18 protein-coding genes and 1 pseudogene are annotated in these 16737 nt (G+C 25.7%); 11 read left to right on the top strand and 8 right to left on the bottom strand.

What is annotated here, in order from left to right; genetic code table 11:
* Positions 1-321, top strand: a pseudogene (locus QOZ84_RS12145) (hydroxylamine reductase); the annotation flags it as partial.
* Between the two features lie 850 nt (positions 322-1171).
* On the opposite strand, the gene QOZ84_RS12140 reads toward QOZ84_RS12145, so the two are convergent.
* From QOZ84_RS12140 to QOZ84_RS12130, 3 genes are all read right to left on the bottom strand, one after another.
* Positions 1172-1498 (bottom strand): hypothetical protein, encoded by a 327-nt coding sequence (locus QOZ84_RS12140; protein ID WP_284133229.1) that lies wholly within the window; start codon positions 1496-1498, stop codon positions 1172-1174.
* Positions 1499-1613: 115 nt separating this feature from the next.
* Positions 1614-3011 carry a HAMP domain-containing sensor histidine kinase gene (locus QOZ84_RS12135; protein ID WP_284133228.1) on the bottom strand — a complete coding sequence of 466 codons (1398 nt, stop codon included), beginning with the start codon at positions 3009-3011 and terminating at the stop codon, positions 1614-1616.
* A 3-nt stretch (positions 3012-3014) separates the two neighbouring features.
* Complete coding sequence (locus QOZ84_RS12130) at positions 3015-3686, bottom strand: response regulator transcription factor (RefSeq protein ID WP_284133232.1); 672 nt, start codon at positions 3684-3686, stop codon at positions 3015-3017.
* A 535-nt stretch (positions 3687-4221) separates the two neighbouring features.
* On the opposite strand from QOZ84_RS12130, the gene bla reads away from it, so the two are divergent.
* On the top strand, positions 4222-5154 hold the full coding sequence (gene bla / locus QOZ84_RS12125) for a class A beta-lactamase (RefSeq protein ID WP_284133227.1): 933 nt from the start codon (positions 4222-4224) through the stop codon (positions 5152-5154).
* A 2-nt stretch (positions 5155-5156) separates the two neighbouring features.
* Positions 5157-5354, top strand: coding sequence for a hypothetical protein (locus QOZ84_RS12120; protein WP_284133226.1), 198 nt, complete (start codon positions 5157-5159; stop codon positions 5352-5354).
* Between the two features lie 198 nt (positions 5355-5552).
* Here QOZ84_RS12120 and QOZ84_RS12115 read toward each other — a convergent pair whose 3' ends face one another.
* The 3 genes from QOZ84_RS12115 to QOZ84_RS12105 form a co-directional block, all read right to left on the bottom strand.
* Complete coding sequence (locus QOZ84_RS12115) at positions 5553-6248, bottom strand: hypothetical protein (RefSeq protein WP_284133225.1); 696 nt, start codon at positions 6246-6248, stop codon at positions 5553-5555.
* 217 nt (positions 6249-6465) lie between these two features.
* Positions 6466-6777 (bottom strand): hypothetical protein, encoded by a 312-nt coding sequence (locus QOZ84_RS12110; RefSeq protein WP_284133224.1) that lies wholly within the window; start codon positions 6775-6777, stop codon positions 6466-6468.
* Between the two features lie 516 nt (positions 6778-7293).
* Positions 7294-8205, bottom strand: coding sequence for an AraC family transcriptional regulator (locus QOZ84_RS12105; RefSeq protein ID WP_284133223.1), 912 nt, complete (start codon positions 8203-8205; stop codon positions 7294-7296).
* A gap of 185 nt (positions 8206-8390) precedes the next feature.
* On the opposite strand from QOZ84_RS12105, the gene QOZ84_RS12100 reads away from it, so the two are divergent.
* The 7 genes from QOZ84_RS12100 to QOZ84_RS12070 all read left to right on the top strand — a co-directional run bounded on the left by QOZ84_RS12100 (position 8391) and on the right by QOZ84_RS12070 (position 13467).
* Positions 8391-9329 carry a DMT family transporter gene (locus QOZ84_RS12100; RefSeq protein WP_284133222.1) on the top strand — a complete coding sequence of 313 codons (939 nt, stop codon included), beginning with the start codon at positions 8391-8393 and terminating at the stop codon, positions 9327-9329.
* A gap of 419 nt (positions 9330-9748) precedes the next feature.
* Positions 9749-10114, top strand: a complete 366-nt coding sequence (locus QOZ84_RS12095) for a hypothetical protein (protein ID WP_284133221.1) — start codon at positions 9749-9751, stop codon at positions 10112-10114.
* Between the two features lie 216 nt (positions 10115-10330).
* Positions 10331-10837: a GNAT family N-acetyltransferase gene (locus QOZ84_RS12090; RefSeq protein ID WP_284133220.1), complete on the top strand. Its 507-nt coding sequence runs from the start codon at positions 10331-10333 to the stop codon at positions 10835-10837.
* 318 nt (positions 10838-11155) lie between these two features.
* A complete protein-coding gene (locus tag QOZ84_RS12085) occupies positions 11156-11518 on the top strand; it encodes a DUF2089 domain-containing protein (RefSeq protein ID WP_284133219.1) in 363 nt (120 codons plus the stop codon).
* 21 nt (positions 11519-11539) lie between these two features.
* Positions 11540-11938: an SHOCT-like domain-containing protein gene (locus QOZ84_RS12080; RefSeq protein WP_284133218.1), complete on the top strand. Its 399-nt coding sequence runs from the start codon at positions 11540-11542 to the stop codon at positions 11936-11938.
* Positions 11939-11949: 11 nt separating this feature from the next.
* Complete coding sequence (locus QOZ84_RS12075; RefSeq protein ID WP_284133217.1) at positions 11950-12222, top strand: hypothetical protein; 273 nt, start codon at positions 11950-11952, stop codon at positions 12220-12222.
* Between the two features lie 534 nt (positions 12223-12756).
* Positions 12757-13467, top strand: coding sequence for a manganese catalase family protein (locus QOZ84_RS12070; protein ID WP_284133216.1), 711 nt, complete (start codon positions 12757-12759; stop codon positions 13465-13467).
* A gap of 84 nt (positions 13468-13551) precedes the next feature.
* Here the strand turns inward: QOZ84_RS12070 and QOZ84_RS12065 are convergent, their stop codons facing one another.
* Positions 13552-14247: a hypothetical protein gene (locus tag QOZ84_RS12065; RefSeq protein ID WP_284133215.1), complete on the bottom strand. Its 696-nt coding sequence runs from the start codon at positions 14245-14247 to the stop codon at positions 13552-13554.
* Positions 14248-14455: 208 nt separating this feature from the next.
* Positions 14456-14851: a hypothetical protein gene (locus QOZ84_RS12060; RefSeq protein ID WP_284133214.1), complete on the bottom strand. Its 396-nt coding sequence runs from the start codon at positions 14849-14851 to the stop codon at positions 14456-14458.
* Positions 14852-15216: 365 nt separating this feature from the next.
* Between QOZ84_RS12060 and QOZ84_RS12055 the strand changes: the two genes are divergently transcribed.
* Positions 15217-16389 (top strand): replication initiation protein, encoded by a 1173-nt coding sequence (locus tag QOZ84_RS12055; RefSeq protein WP_284133213.1) that lies wholly within the window; start codon positions 15217-15219, stop codon positions 16387-16389.
* The last annotated feature ends 348 nt before the right edge of the window (positions 16390-16737 follow it).

Raw genomic sequence — 16737 nt, 5'->3', positions numbered from 1 at the left:
ATAGGTGGAATACCTAGAGTACTAGATGCAGGTCAATGTAATGACTCATACTCACTAGCTTTAATAGCACTTAAATTAAAAGAAGTATTTGAACTTAATGATATAAATGAACTACCAATAGCTTATAACATAGCTTGGTATGAGCAAAAAGCTGTAATAGTGTTATTATCACTTCTACACTTAGGAGTTAAAAACATACACTTAGGACCAACTCTACCAGCATTCTTATCACCAAATGTAGCTAATGTTTTAGTTGAAAACTTTGGTATTGGTGGAATAACAAATGTTGAAGATGATATAAAGATGTTTTTAGAGCAATAAAATTAAAACTTTATAAAATAACAAAGAGGATATTATGAAAATTTCATAATATCTTTTTTAATTAGAAAGACTAAGTTTTATTATTCAACGAACTTTAATAAATATATTAGAATGATTTATATGAATGTTAAAAAATGCGAAATAACTATAATCATAAAAATGTTGATATTAATTATGAGTATAGTTATTTTAAGTATTAAAAAGTAAAGTTTGAGTCATTGGGATTGATGAAAAGTACGATAGGATCAATGAAAAAATAAGAAAGATCAGAAGAAAATAGAAAATGAAAGCAAGGTAAAAGATATTTATTTAAAAGGATATAAACAAGTTGAAATAGTTAACCAATTACGACTATCAAAAAGTTGGGTATCAAAGCTAATAAAGGGACTTAAATAAAAGTTTCCTGAAGTGGCTCTTTATAAATATGTGGTTCTCTTTCTTTATTCTTTAATGGCTCTACTTAAGGATTTACGTCTAAGAATTAGCTGTTAGGACTTAGGCCATTTAGTTTCCCTTCGATATGTACCAATAGATACATTGTAACTGTTGGTACGTTCAGTAATAAGACGCTCTGATTTAAAAACACACTCAAAAGAAACACTAGATAATATCTAAAATAGATCTTATCTAGTGTCTCTTGCTATACAAATTCAAGTACCTTATTAAAGGTGAAAAATTATAATTCTAAAATGCTCATTCAATTATATTTAATCACTTAAATATTTTTTTATAATATTTATTGATATATCTATTATTCTTATAATTAATATCAATAAAACAATATTAATTACAAAGAATACTATACTCCATGTTAATATTAGTTTCATACAATCGCACAAAAGCTGAAAATTTATTTACAATTATTTATTTTCCATTCAGCCCATTCCTCTTGAGTTTTTCCACCTGTTTTATCCCCTAAGTTACTTTTTCCCATTTTTGCTTTGTAATCTTCTTTTGCTTTGTATTCTTCCGTACCTGGTTCTGGTTTCCAATTATCTAGTTTAAACTCAAGCCATTCCTCTTGGGTTTTTCCATCTACCTTATCTTCTACGTTGCTTTTTTCCATTTTTACTTTGTATTCTTTCTTGCTTGTTTCTGCATTATCTGCAAATACATTTATGCTACCTAATATTCCAACTATCCCTGCTAGTCCTAAACTTAATATCTTCCTTTTCATTATAAATTACCTCTAAAGTTTATTTATTAGCTCTTGCTAACATACTTTAATTATATAAAATGCTTTTGTACTTTTAATGTATTAATTATGGCAAAATTATGGCAGTTATCTGTATTTAGATTGGAAGTTTAATAATATATTTTGCACCATAGTCCTTTTCATTCTCTAATCTAATACTACCGTTATGTGTATCAATTACTTTTTTTATAATAGATAAACCAATACCATTTCCTTCTTTAGTTCCTACAACAACTCCGCTAAATGGTTTTTCAAGTAACTCTTCACTAAAGCCATTTCCATTATCATATATTTGTATTTCAACTTCATTATCTAGCTTTTTGGTATTTACATAAATAGTATCTTTGGTGTACTTTAGACAATTCGATAATATATTAGTTAAAGCTCTTAATATTTTTTCTTTATCTACTTTTATAATAATATCTTCACTTGGATTATATATAATATTAATTTCATTAAGTATTATTATACTGTCTACCTTTTCTAAAGAGTCTATAATTAAGTTATTTAAACTATTATCCTTAAAATTATATGTTTCATTTATAGTATCTAATTTGCTTAAGTATATTATATTCTCTAATTGTTTTTTGAAATTATTACACTCATTAACTATGGTATCTAGTATCTTGTCTTGATTCTCAAAAACATTGTTCTTAACACCCTGAGCATATCCACTTATTATAGTTAATGGCGTTTTTAATTCATGGGATATGTTTTGATAAAATTTCTTTTGTTCTATATCTTGATTCTTTAAACTATAAGACATTTTATTAATAGCATTAGCTAAAATTTCAAATTCATCTTTGGTATTTAGATTTATTATTTGATCAAAGTCTTTTTCTCCTATTCGCTCTGTTGTATAAATAAGCTTTTTTATAGGTTTTGTTATCATTTTTTCATTATAGCTAGTTACAATTATTAGTATTAAACTTATTATTGATATAGTTATAATTAATGTCTTAATAATATCAGATTTTATGCTTTCACCTAATTTATCTGGGAATAGGGTTGTTAGCAATAACTCATATTTGATGCCATCAATTTTAATCTCAGTATATCCGTTGTATGCCAGATATGGTTTATTATCAATTACTATCGTATATACACTTTTTATATCTTCTTTAACAATAGTAGTTATCTCATTTTCTGTTAAATCATCTTTACTATCTTTTAGCTCTACGGCTAGAGGCTTTGATTTATACTTAGTATCAAAAATAACACTACTCATATATTCTGTAGATATTTCATTATAGCTCTTTAGGGTATCAGATAAATATTTTGTTAGACCATAATTTTTACCTGATTTAGTTATGTCTTCTGCAAATCCAGTAGAAAATAGCATCTTTATAAGAAGAGAATTTTCTACCATCAAGTCATCCTCTATATCTTTTTCTATGTATCTCCCAACAGTATTTGATATTATTAATCCTAATATACTCATTGCAATTATATTAATAAGTATATTGGATATCATTAGTTTTTTACTTATTTTCATGTTTTAATCACTCACCTTATATCCATATCCCCATAGAGTCTCTATCTTACATTCAGAACCTTCAAGTAGCATTTTCTTTCTTAACCTTTTAATTAAGTGATCTACTTGTCTAGTGTCACCATAGTAATCATATCCCCACACTTTTTCTATAATTGATTCTCTAGAAAATGGTTTATTCTTATTTTCTATAAGTAGTTCTAATAGCTCATACTCCTTAGTTGTTACTTTTAATTCTTGTCCATGTATTAATATAGCTCTTCTTGATTTAATTATTTCTAGATCTTTTAATATTAATTTTTCATCTGTATTATCTGTATTAAAAGAATGATTATTTGCTCTACGTAACATATTTCTAGCCTTTATAGTTACTTCTCTAAGGCTAAAAGGTTTAGATATATAATCATCACTTCCAAGTTCTAACCCTAATATTTTATCTATTTCTTCATCTTTAGCTGAAATCATAATTATTGGAACATTACTAATATCTCTTATTGCTCTACATAATTCATATCCACTCATATTAGGCATCATTATATCCGTTATAATTAATTCACAAGGTTTTTCTTTAAATCTATTTAATAAATCTTGACCATTTAAAAATTCTTCTGTTTTATAATTTTCACTTTGTAACTGTGATTTTAGTATGTTACAAATATTTTTATCATCATCTGCTATATATATTAAGTGTCTACTGATAAAAACTCACTCCTTTTCTTTTTTATAATATTATATCATAGTAAATTTTCAAATTTATCTATAGTAGTATGGCAATTTTATGGCAGTTTTATAAATTAATTTATTGGAACACTTATTAATTCTAGTAAAATTAGCATTTTACTAACTCTACCCCTTGTAGAGTAAAGTCAATAGTAAAAATGAGAAATATAGCAAACTAGGAAATGATTAAATGATATATACTAATATAGTTGAATATGTTAAAATTTGGATAAAGAAATCGAAAATTAAATATAAAAAAGCTAGGAGTCTATAAGTTTGGCGACTTACTCCTAGCTTTTGCTATAACACTCTTGATAAGAGAGAACTCTCATAAGAGATTTTTTATATTGTTATTATGAATTAATGTTATCATACATATTCATATATAGTCAATAATTTTGATATGGATGATATATTATGATGGAAAGGCATATATGTTAGATGTCTAATTAGAGTTAACAGCGATAAATGTATTAATAACTAGGAGGTTTTGATGAAAAAACTTATAAATATAAAATCAAAGAAATTTAATGTGAGTATACTTGTACTAATGGTTTTATTTTTTCTTACTGGATGTAGTAATTTAGAAAATAAGTCTTCAAAAGAGGACACAAATAAAAAGATTGATAAAGAATATAGTGCAGAATTTGCTAAACTTGAAGATGATTATGGTGTTAAACTTGGTGTTTATGCTTTTGATACGGAAACAAATAAAGAAATCTCATATAATTCAGATGAAAGATTTGCATATTGTTCTACATATAAAGCTTTAGCTGCAGGCGCAGTGTTAGATAAATATTCAATAGAAGACCTTAAGCAAGTAGTTAACTTTACTAAAGAAGATGTATTATCTTACGCTCCTGTTGCTAAAGATAAGCTTGATACAGGTATGACTATTGAGGAAATTTGTGAGGCAGCAGTAGGTCAAAGTGATAATACAGCAGGTAATCTTTTATTTGAGCTTATAGATGGTCCCAATGGTTTTAAAACAGCTCTTAATAAATTAGGTGATACAGTCACTGATTCTTCACGTAAAGAAACAGAATTAAACGAAGCTACACCTGGTGATATTAGAGATACTAGTACACCAAAACAATTAGTAATGGACTTAAAAGAGTATGCAACTAAAAAAGTATTAACACAAGATAAGCAAAAGATATTTATAGATTGGATGTCAAACAATGAAACTGGAGATGAATTAATTCGTGCAGGCGCTCCAAAAAATTGGGCTGTTGCCGATAAGAGTGGAGCAGGATCTTATGGAACAAGAAATGATATTGCTATAGTAACACCACCAAATAGAAAACCTATAGTGGTTGCGGTATTATCAAAGAAAGATGAAAAAGATGCTGATTATGACAATAAGCTAATTAAAGATGCTTCTAGAATTATATTTGATTATATACAAAATGGGTTAGTGTCTTAAAATTGCACAAAAATTCATTCAATATAAGTGTATTAGATTTAATAAATAAACCTAAGCACAAAGCTGAAAATAACAGGACAGTATCAGAAGTTTTAGAAGATATAATTAGTAAAATGTTTAGCGAAGTTACACTTAATGAACAAGCTCTGATGGCTTATGAAGAAAAGTATAAAAAGAAATCAAAGAAATCTAAAAAATAGATAATCAATTTATATAATATAGATATTAAATGGTAAAAAATACTTTTTTGCTACAATTCATCTATAATAATCAGATAATAAAAAAAGCTAGGATCATGGTAGGCAAACTGAATTCCTAGTTTTTAACAAGAACCCTAAGAAGATAAGAAATCTTTATATAGAGTTTTTATATAGTTTGAAAATTTTCAAATCATATAATTATATTTCTTTTTTATCTTCTGATTGCTCTTTATTTAATTTATCTTTTAATTGTTTTTCCAACTCTATAATCTCATCAAAAGTACTCTTTAACTCTTTAATCAATGGATTGTTGCGAGCATCATAGACTTGTTTTAAAACTGCTTCTTTCTCTGCCATTTTAAAAATGTCATTACCATACATTTTTTTAAACGTAGATATTCTATCATCAATCATTTCAGACTGTTTACTCAACTCTTTACCTAAAATTCTAATTTCCTTTAACCCACTATTAGTTTCAGATATTTTCTTATTTATATCTTGAAGACTAATCTGTTCATCTTCACTAAGTAAAGTTTCTTTTTTATCTTTAATTTCTCCTGTGTTCTTGACATAACTGTTAACTTTAGTATTTTTTACTGAATCATCTACTACATCATTTTTTTCATCTTTATCCTCAATCCCACTTTTCATTTCATTAAGCTGTGATAATTTATGTTCTAAAGATTCTTCAAGTTTTTTATTTATATGTGAATTATATGTAGCATCTAAGTCTTCTCGAGCTAAGTGCTTAGCATTATTAATAGCTTTTAATTCTTTTAATGATATGTCTGTATTTTCTTTGCTAGTAGAAGTATTGATTTGTATTTTTATTAAAGAGCTACTGTTGTAACTTCGTAATCGTAGGCTACTACTGCCTATATTTGAAATGTTCATATGTTACCCCCCTAGTTGATTTATTAGTTTACCTAATTTTACCAAACAATCTAAACTTAATATAGAAAAATATTTAGTTAAATTACGTTATAAATGAATTTAAAATTCAAACTGTTTAAATAAAAGTAATGCTCTTAAAATCCATTTACTTGGATCATAAGAGCATTTTTACTAGATACCTTTAAATGTGTTTTTAGAGTATTTTTATGTCTCAATCTTATTGAATAAATTTGTACCTTTTTTTCTTTATTATAATTACCTCTGCAAGAATGAATATAATGAATAGACTTACTAACAATATTGCTATCTCTAATGGTACTTCAATAATAAATTTATCTAATGTCATAATTAACCCTAAAATAATTGAAATTATACCGGTTAAAAAATATGATTTAGAAAATAAATCTATATATCCATCCTTATCTTTTATTCTTTCAGGACAGTCAAGTGTGTATCTTTTTAGATTTTTAGTTTTCTTTAGTCTATTCCCTCTATCTATAAACCAAAGACCTATTAATATATTTAACATTTATTTTCCCCCCTTTCATAAAAGTATTAATTCTATTATATCAAATTGTTTAAATAAATATTTTAACAAGTCCTAAAATTGCTATTTATGGATTAGTTATAAGAAAAGTAGTGTTTTCAACACTTGTAATATATATAAACAAAAAAAGGGCAAACTTAATAAAATTAAATTTGCCTTTTCTATATTTATTACAAAACTCTTTCCATTTAGTTAATGTTTCACCATAAACTCTAAATGAAGTTAAAATGGTTAGCAATAAAACAGTTAAAATTCCTAGAAAGTGTTATGATGAGATGTTAGGTTTTAGATGTTCATTATAATTTTATATTTCTTCTAAATTTTTTAAAAATGCTTCATAAAATTTTTTTTCTTGTCTTTTTATTATTTGAGGATCTGTACTTGGTGTTATTGGATTTTTTAACATATTTAATTTTAAAAAGTGGGTGAGATATAAATGGAGTTAGAAGTAAGCCAATGCAATGGTCTAGCAAAAAAAAAATAAAACTAAAATATTAACTATAATACATTATCACTAATTGCTTGTTTTTCCTTTCGATAAATAAAAGGTGAAACTCCAGTTTGTAATTTGAATTTTTCAATAAAGTAACTAGCACTTCCAAAACCACATTGATAAGCTATATTAGTAATAGACTCATTTGTTGTAATTAATAAATTTTCACTAATGACTAATCTATAATTAGTAATATATTCAAAAATAGAACAATTCATATATTTTTTAAATTCTCTACAACATGCACTCTTTGAGAGGTTAACTTCATCTGATATATCTTTTAAATTAATCTTTTCCATATAATGATTATGTATATAATTAATAATTTTCTTTAGTCGAGAGGTATTATGAATAAGTTTATCATTATAAAATGATGCTAGGTAGTTCTTAACCATATTATTCCATATACCTAAAATCGAAACAAGTATTTGTAATTCAAATCCAACATTTTTTTCAGTATATTCCTTATGAATTAGCAAAAGATCTTTTAAGATATCAGATTTCCACTCACTGTCATTTTTCAAAATACAATATCTAATCATAGAATTGCCTACATAGGGGCGAATATATTTTATATTTATTACATTTCCTACAAAACCGTAGATTAGGTTTGGGTGAAAGTCAAAACAAATATAAGAACTATCAATATCTTTATAGTTTTTTGCATTATGTAGTTGTTGTGAATTGATAAATAGACCTTCTCCTTGCGATAAAATTACTGTCTCCTCTTCAATATTAAAACTTACAGTTCCTTTTGTAACAATACAAAACTGAAGTTCTTCATGCCAATGCCAATCAATAAAACCTAATATATTTTTATTAATCTGAGTTGAATAGATAGCAATAGGAAACTCCACAGAGCCATGTTTAGTTGTTTCTTTTTGGTTTTCATCAATAATTATATTATGAATTTGCATAGTATTCTCCTTTATTAAAAACTGGGGTTTAAATTGAGTTAAGTCAATATAGTTATATTTATTGATTATATTATTGTATAAATATAACTTTAATGTCAATATAATTATACTATCAAATATATAGATAATTAAAATTTTTTTAATATTTATAAATATAAATTTTGTACAGAAAGGAAATAAATTTTATGAAAGATTCTTTAAGGGTAAAAGGGATATTTCTAGTAATGCTTGGAACATTACTTTGGGGAATTTCTGGAGTCGTAGCTCAATATTTATTTCAAAGCAAAAACTTTGCACCAGAGTGGCTTGTTGTTATAAGAATGATATTTTCTGGAGCAATTATTTTAACTTTTTCTTTGATTAAAGGTGATAAGAGTGTATTTGAGATATGGAGCAAAAAAGAAAATATTATTAAAATTTTAATATTTTCTATACTGGGAATGTTGGGGGTTCAATATTCTTACTTCGCGGCGATACATCATGGAAATGCTGCAACTGCAACAATACTTCAATATTTATCACCAGTGATTATTACAATATATTTAGCTTTTTATAATAAAAAACTTCCAACATTAAAACAAGTAGCTTGCGTGTTTATGGCAATCTTAGGAACTTTTTTAATTATTACAAAGGGAAATTTAAACAGTTTAGCAATATCAAAACCGGCTATTTTTTGGGGAGTATTATCTGCTTTTGCATGCGCTATATATACATTACAACCTTCTTCATTATTAAAAAAGTATGGATCACTATGTGTAGTCGGATGGGGTATGCTTATTGGTGGAATTGCTTTTAGTTTTGTACAGTCTCCATTTAATTGTGTAGGAAGTTGGTCATTTGAGTCATTCTTGGCTATTATTTTTGTAGTATTATTTGGAACTTTAATTGCATTTTATTGTTATTTAGAAAGTCTAAAATATATTGAACCATATGAGGCTAGTGTATTTACTTGTATAGAACCATTGTCAGCATCTATTCTTTCAATAGTTTTCTTAAATGTAACTTTCAGTTTGATACAATGGATAGGTGCATTATGTATAATTATCACAATCTCAATGCTTTCACTTACTAAAAAGGGAGATAGTTCAGTAGATAAAGAAAAAAACGAAGACATTACTAATTAGGTTTTACACTGGTTTTTAAATTTCTCTTTAGGGCATAGTCAAAGACATCTTAGATAATTCAAGGTGTCTTTTTTCATACATATATCTGTAATTTGAATCTGCACTCATTTTTAACTTGTATCTCGATATTGATATGCTCTCTATTATCAGTTATTGCCTTAATGATAATAGCAGTTTATTCTAAGAATCACGATTTATCAAAATTTAAAAACTTTAAGCACAACTTGTTAATTATGTAATATGTAAATGTCACGCAAACAAGACATTGATAAACTAATAAATACGCAAGTAATGTCCCGTAAACGTGACATCATTGTTTATGATTAATCCTTAATTTGTCACGCTTGCGTGAAAATAAAAATGGATTCGTTTTGTTTTGTAGAATATATAAAGCATAGAAGGTTTAAGGAGGTAATGTTATGGCAATTGGGAGTTTTAAAGGATTATATACGTTTTTAGATATAGAAGAAATATATGGAATAGATACTTCTTGTTTGAGAAAAAAGGTGGCTCGTGGTAAGTTTGTTATTGATGAAGATATAAAAAAAATCGGGACAACTTGGATTATTACAGAGCAAGCTATGGTTAAAAATTTTGGAATTTTAAAGTTTGAAGAATATAAAGATAAAAATTTGAAAGAAAAATCTCAAATGAAAAAAATTAATTCTAAAAAGTTTAACAAAAATAAAAAATCAGATAGTATGAATGAGAAAGAAGAAAAGGTTAATGATAGTTGGTCAAGTGGAGTTGTTAAGGGACTAGAACTTAAAAGTTTTTCATTTTAAAATGAGCGTGGATAAATTTATTTAATTGAGTGAAAGAGCTAAGATTGCTACTTAGGGGCTAATTAGATAAAAATTAGTATTTTTAACACTTGTAATAGATACCCTAATAGATTCAACAATTATATTAGGGATGGCGGTTAAATACTAGTTGAAATTTTCCAAACCAAATGACATCATTAAATCAAATAAAATATTTTTAAAAGGGGTGGAGATATGTTGGAAAATATAGAATTAAAATCACCAAGCATTTTCTATAAAGAAAGCTTTTTAGAGAATATAAATGACTATAAAACTAGTGGTGATACAGAGTATTTTAATAATTATAAAAAAGCATTAGACAACTTTGAACAATATATAGAAAAATTAAATAATTATGCAAAAGGAATTGATTTACCTGAAGGTTATGTTCCATACTCTACTTTTTGGTTAGTAAATGAAAGTAACAAAGTCTTAGGAGTAATCAGAATTAGGCATAAAGGTGACCCAATTGACGGTCATATCGGATACGATATTGCTCAAAAGTATAGAGGTAAGGGGTATGGTACTAAAATATTAGAACTAGCTTTACCTCTTGCAAAACAAATGGGTATTGATAAAGCTATATTAAATTGTGAATCTAGTAATATACGTTCTGAAAAAGTTATAAGAGCTAACAATGGAATACCATTTAAGACTATAGAGGACGATGGAAAATTATGTAATCAATTTTTAATTGAATTATAATTACCTGTATTTAAACAATAAGTCTCAAAATTGCAGCTTAGATGATAGTTATGTATTTAAAATAAAGTTTATGCCCTTATAATCTAAAAAAATGGATTTTAAGGGCATTTTCACTATATATTTTTAAATGTGTTTTAGAGAATAGTATTTATTAAATATCCATAATAATATATATTAATAATATTAATTGTAAAATTGATATTATTAATATATAAATGAATAAAAATTTAAATATTCAATAGTAATATTAAATAAATTAAAAAAACTAATGACATTTTGGATAAAAATTAATATACTAATATTAAAGGAAGTGATAAAGTGCATAAAGTTATAACTAAATGTCCGGTTTGTACAAAAGAGATGAAGATTATGAAATTAAAATGTAATCATTGCAACACAATTATAGAAAATGAATTTTCTATTTCAAAATTTGATAAATTATCAAAAGAGCAGTTAAACTTTGTAGAAGTGTTTTTAGTTTGTAGAGGAAATATAAAAGATGTTGAAAAACAATTGGGTATATCTTATCCAACTGTAAGAGGTAAGCTTGATGAGATTAATAACGAGCTAGGTTTAGCAATTAAGAAAGATACAACAAAAGAAAAAGAAAGAATAATGGAGATGTTAGAAAATAAGGAAATAAGCTCTGAAGAGGCTGTTAATCTTTTAAAAAAATTATAAAAATATAAAGGAGCTATTAATATGGAAGATAAAAAGAGAATTTTAAAGATGGTTGAAGAAGGAAAAATAACTGCAGAAGAGGCTATAAATTTATTAGATGTATTAGATCCTAGTGAAAAGTATGACACTGATAAAGCTGAAATAATTGAAGATGATGATTTCTTTGATATAAAAAATGATGCTCAGAAAGGAAAAATGTTATTTGTAAGAGTAAAAAGTAAAGATGGAAGTAAAGTTAAGGTTAATATACCATTAGAATTTATAAAAATAATGGGTGGAATAGGAAGTATGTACAGTAATGAGTTTGAAAAACACAATATAGATATAGAAAAATTGATGGATGCAATAGATAATGGATTTGTTGGAAGAATCGTAGAGGTAGAAGATGGAAATGACAAAGTTATAGTAGAGATACAATAGGGATATTTGATATGAGAATAACCATCAAAAGCAAAAAAGAGAAAGTTAATATAAATCTAAGAATACCTATAGGTGTTGTAATTACTTTACTACGAGTATCTAAGCCATTTATAAAGATAGATTATAATAAAGAATTTAAAAATATCAAAGTAAATCATGTATTTGGGTCAAGTGATGTAGATGTAATTATAAAGGCTTTAAAATACCTAAATAAAGAACATAAGGGGCTAAATTTAGTAGATATAGAAGAAAAAAATGGAGATATTGTAAAAATTAAGATTTAAAATGGGGTTTTTTTTCTGATTATGCAACCATATATCTACTATTCAAACATTCAAAATATCCATTCATGCATAAATCATTTACAATTAATTTTAAATTTGGAGAATTTTTATCATTGGAGGGATTAGATATCATGAAAGATATAGACATGAAAGAAAAGGTATATGTTTTATTTAATTGTAGTAATCATACTATCAAATTGTCTTACAGTAACTTATTTTGGTAAACAATTAAATAAATATGATATAAAAGAGGATGGTAATAAAACAATCAAAACAATTCAAACAATAGTCTATATTATATTTAGTCTTTTTTTAATATTTGTTTTTATAAAACATGTATTCTTTAAATAAAGAGAGGGTAGACTTGATTTCTTTATAGTAATAATCTTTGATATACCAGGTAATAGAAATACACATAAAAATTCATGTACTGCCTGTTAAATTGACTTTGCATTTGAAATATGAATACATAAAATTTAAATTTAAAGTAAAGTATATTCTTGACTAATAATTTAAATGGAGGTACATATTAAAATGTTTAAACATGATAAAAAGTTATTAAGAGAAGTTAAAGTAGAAAAACCAAATCCTCAATATGCGGTTTTAATGCAAGAACAATTAGGTGGTGGTAATGGGGAACTTAAAGCAGCAATGCAATATATGGCTCAAAGTTTTAGAATAAAAGATCCTGTTATAAAAGATTTATTTATGGATATAGCAGCAGAAGAACTTAGTCATATGGAGATGGTGGCTCAAACTATAAATTTACTTAACGGACATGATGTAGATTATAATTCTGTTGAATCAGGAGAGATAGAGACACATGTATTAACTGGATTATCACCTATTTTAATAAATTCATCAGGTGCACCATGGACTGCAGATTATGTAACTGTAACGGGTGATTTAGTTGCAGATTTATTGTCTAATATAGCATCAGAACAAAGAGCAAAAGTTGTATACGAATATTTATATAGACAAATTGAAGATAAACATGTTAAAGAAACTATAGACTTCTTACTTAATAGAGAAGAAGCACATAATGCTTTGTTTAGAGATGCGTTAAACAAAGTGAAGGACACAGGTTCAAATAAAGACTTTGGAGTTACAGAAGATTCAAAATTATATTTTGACTTATCTACTCCTGGACCTAATCATGATGGCAAAATAAATATTACTCCGCCATCATTTGAGACACCTATAAATAATGTTACTATTCCTGTTGGAAAAGATATCAAAAAATAGTCTTGGAATTTTATAAAAAATACTCTTAGAATTTATTTGAATTCTAAGAGTATTTTTTATTTATTAAATTTTAAAATCATATAATTATATTTCTTTTTTATCTTCTGGTTGCTCTTTATTTAATTTATCTTTTAATTGTGTTTCCAGCTCTATAATTTCATCAAAAGTACTCTTTAACTCTTTAATCAATGGATTGTTGCGAGTATCATAGACTTGTTTTAAAACTGCTTCTTTCTCTGCCATTTTAAAAATGTCATTACCATACATCTTTTTAAACACAGATATTCTATCATCAATCATTTCAGACTGTTTACTTAGCTGTTTACCTAAAATTTTAATTTGCTTTAATTCACTATCAGTTTCAGATATTTTCTTTTTTATATCTTGAAGACTGATCTGTTCATCTTCACTAAGTAAAGTTTCTTTTTTATCCTTAATTTCTTCTGTGTTCTTGACATAAGTGTTAACTTTAGTATTTTTTATTGAATCATCTACTACATCATTTTTTTCATCTTTATTTTCAATCATACTTTTCATTTCATTAAGCTGTGATAATTTATGTTCTAAAGATTCTTGAAGTTTTTTATTTATACTTGAATTGTATGTAGCATCTAAGCTTTCTCGAGCTAAGTGCTTACCCTTATTAATAGCTTTTAATTCTTTTAATGATATGTCTGTATTTTCTTTGTTAGTAGAATTATTGATTTGTATCTTTTTTAAAGAGCTAATGTTGTAACTTCCTAAAAATAAGCTATTACTACTTATATTTGAAATGTTCATATGTTCACCCCCTAGTTGATTTATTGGTTTACCTAATTTTACCAAATAATCTAAGCTTAATATAGAAAAATATTTAGCTAAATTACGTTATAAATGAATTTGAAATGCAAACCGTTTAATAATTAGTAGTTAAATTGCTATAAGACTTTTAATCATTCACTTAATCCTTACTTGTATTTCTCTACAAATTCGTGTACTGCTTGTGAAATTAGCTTTGCATTTGAAATATGTTTATACTTATCATTACCAAGTTCTTTGAACTTCTCCCATACCAATCTAAAACTTCAATAAACTTATCATATTTATTAACCATATTAAATAATTTTTCTTGCATATCTGTGTCATGTGGCAATATTGCATCACTAATAGATCCAACAACTATATTGTGGGTGTCATGTGGGTGGCGTTCACCACCTTTTATAAATTTTTCATTAACTACAACATAACCATATCTTTTCATTAGGTCTGTAAGGCTACCTGTTTTTTTATAGCCCATGTCTTCTCTAATCTGCTTTCTAGAAAATCCTCTATCTTGTAAGTCTAATATATATTTAATTTTTTCTTCACTAGTTAATTTATCTTTTAATAAAATATTATCTTTCATGGATTAATCTCCTTTCATGTTTGTAACACAATTCATTATATATTATAGCAGTTGTAATCCATCGTGGTGGCACATGGAGTATAATTATAAAAAGTAAGTCCTTTATGTATTTTTTATTGAAATTATTAAGTTATATACTCTACTTTTGAAGTATTTAACTTTATTGTAGTTTATTAAAAAGAAGAAAAAATCTTTTAACAGTTTTTAATAGTTTTTAGGAGTTATGAATACATTGGAAATACTTAGATACATAAGTTAAAGGTACACAAGTTAAGAGTGAAAGGTGTACAAAAATGAAAAAAATTATACCTTTTATATTTCATATGCTACAATTTACTTATTACAAATTACAAAAGGGGTACAATATGATTAAAAAGGAAATTTTAATGCAACCAAATAATATAATAAAAGGAAAATACACATGCACAGCACTTGAAAATAAGTTGTTTTACAAAATATTATTCAATGCACAAAAGCAAAATAAAGATAGTTCTAAATACACTTGTATGTTAACTAGGGATGATTTTAAAGATGTATTTAAAAATAATAATGACTTAACCCAAAAAAATATAAATGATATGCTTATAACTCTTCATCAAACAATATTGGAGTTTGATTATATAGATAAAGATACAAAAGGATTAATAACATACAAAAGTGGATTGATAGGTGAATCTAAATATATTCATGATGGTGATATATACGAAATAAATTTGCATGAAATATTATATAAACATATAACAGACTTTCTACAAATGCAGCAAATTGGTAATGGCTACACACCTTTAAATTTAGAATTATTATTTAGATTTAAAGGTGCATATACGCAAAGATTATATACTTTCTTTAGGCTATGGAGCAGAGAAAATAAAACAGTAGAGGTTAAATATACTTTAGAAAATCTAAGATATTATTTAAAGCTTGAATCAGATATGTATACTGAGTATAAAGTATTTAAACAAAAGCTTTTAAAAAGAGCTTTGAAAGAGATAAATGAAAAAGGAAATATGAAAGTTGAAATAAAAGAAGAAATAAGAAAAAATAGAAAAGTAAATGAAATAGTATTTTTAGTAAAAGATAATGAAACACGTAAATACTTTGGTGAAAAAGTAGATGCTAAAGAATGTATAAAAAAACCTGAACTTACTGAAACAGCAGTAACTAATGAAATAGTAATAACTAACGAAATTATAGATTTTTATGTTCCTAACAAAAAATTATTTACACAAAAAACATTAAGTGATTTTATGAAAGATTTTTGTACATATGATTTTAAAGATGTTAATTACAAAAAGGCGTTGCAAGAGTCTATATTAATTACATTAGAACAAGACAATGAAGAAAAAATAAAGGCTAAAGCATACAACTATTTTAAAAAGACATTGAATAACAAGTTAGTTAAAGCTAATAGTACATCTAATAAGGCTATTCCGACTGTTAAAACTAGATTTCATAATATAAATCAATCGTTTAATAAATATAGCCCTGATGAACTTGAGAAAATGCTTATAGAAAGCCAAAGAGATAAATTTAAATAAAATAATATATATTTATTTATATCCTGGGTTCAAAGCTTTAGGGTCGTCTTGTATCTCACGTGATGGCATAAAAACCATGCCATCACGTGAAGATACAAGACAAAAAGTTCTAAGTTTCTTTTTTTATATGGAAATTACTATGTTTTTGAACTATACTTTTATTATTCGGTAAGCCCTTTATGTATTTTAATTAAAATTAAATATTTTTAAATAGACTAATGCTATCTATATCAATAGGGCATGTAGTCTATTTTTTTTATTAAAATTATTAGGTTATATAGATACTCTTATATAATAGTTTTCGGAAAAAAATCAGGTCCCCTTATACATATGTAAAATTTTCTATTT

Origin of the sequence: Romboutsia sedimentorum, assembly GCF_030131845.1 — a bacterium.
Lineage (GTDB): Bacteria > Bacillota > Clostridia > Peptostreptococcales > Peptostreptococcaceae > Romboutsia_D > Romboutsia_D sedimentorum.
This window is presented reverse-complemented; position numbering and strand designations above follow the sequence as displayed.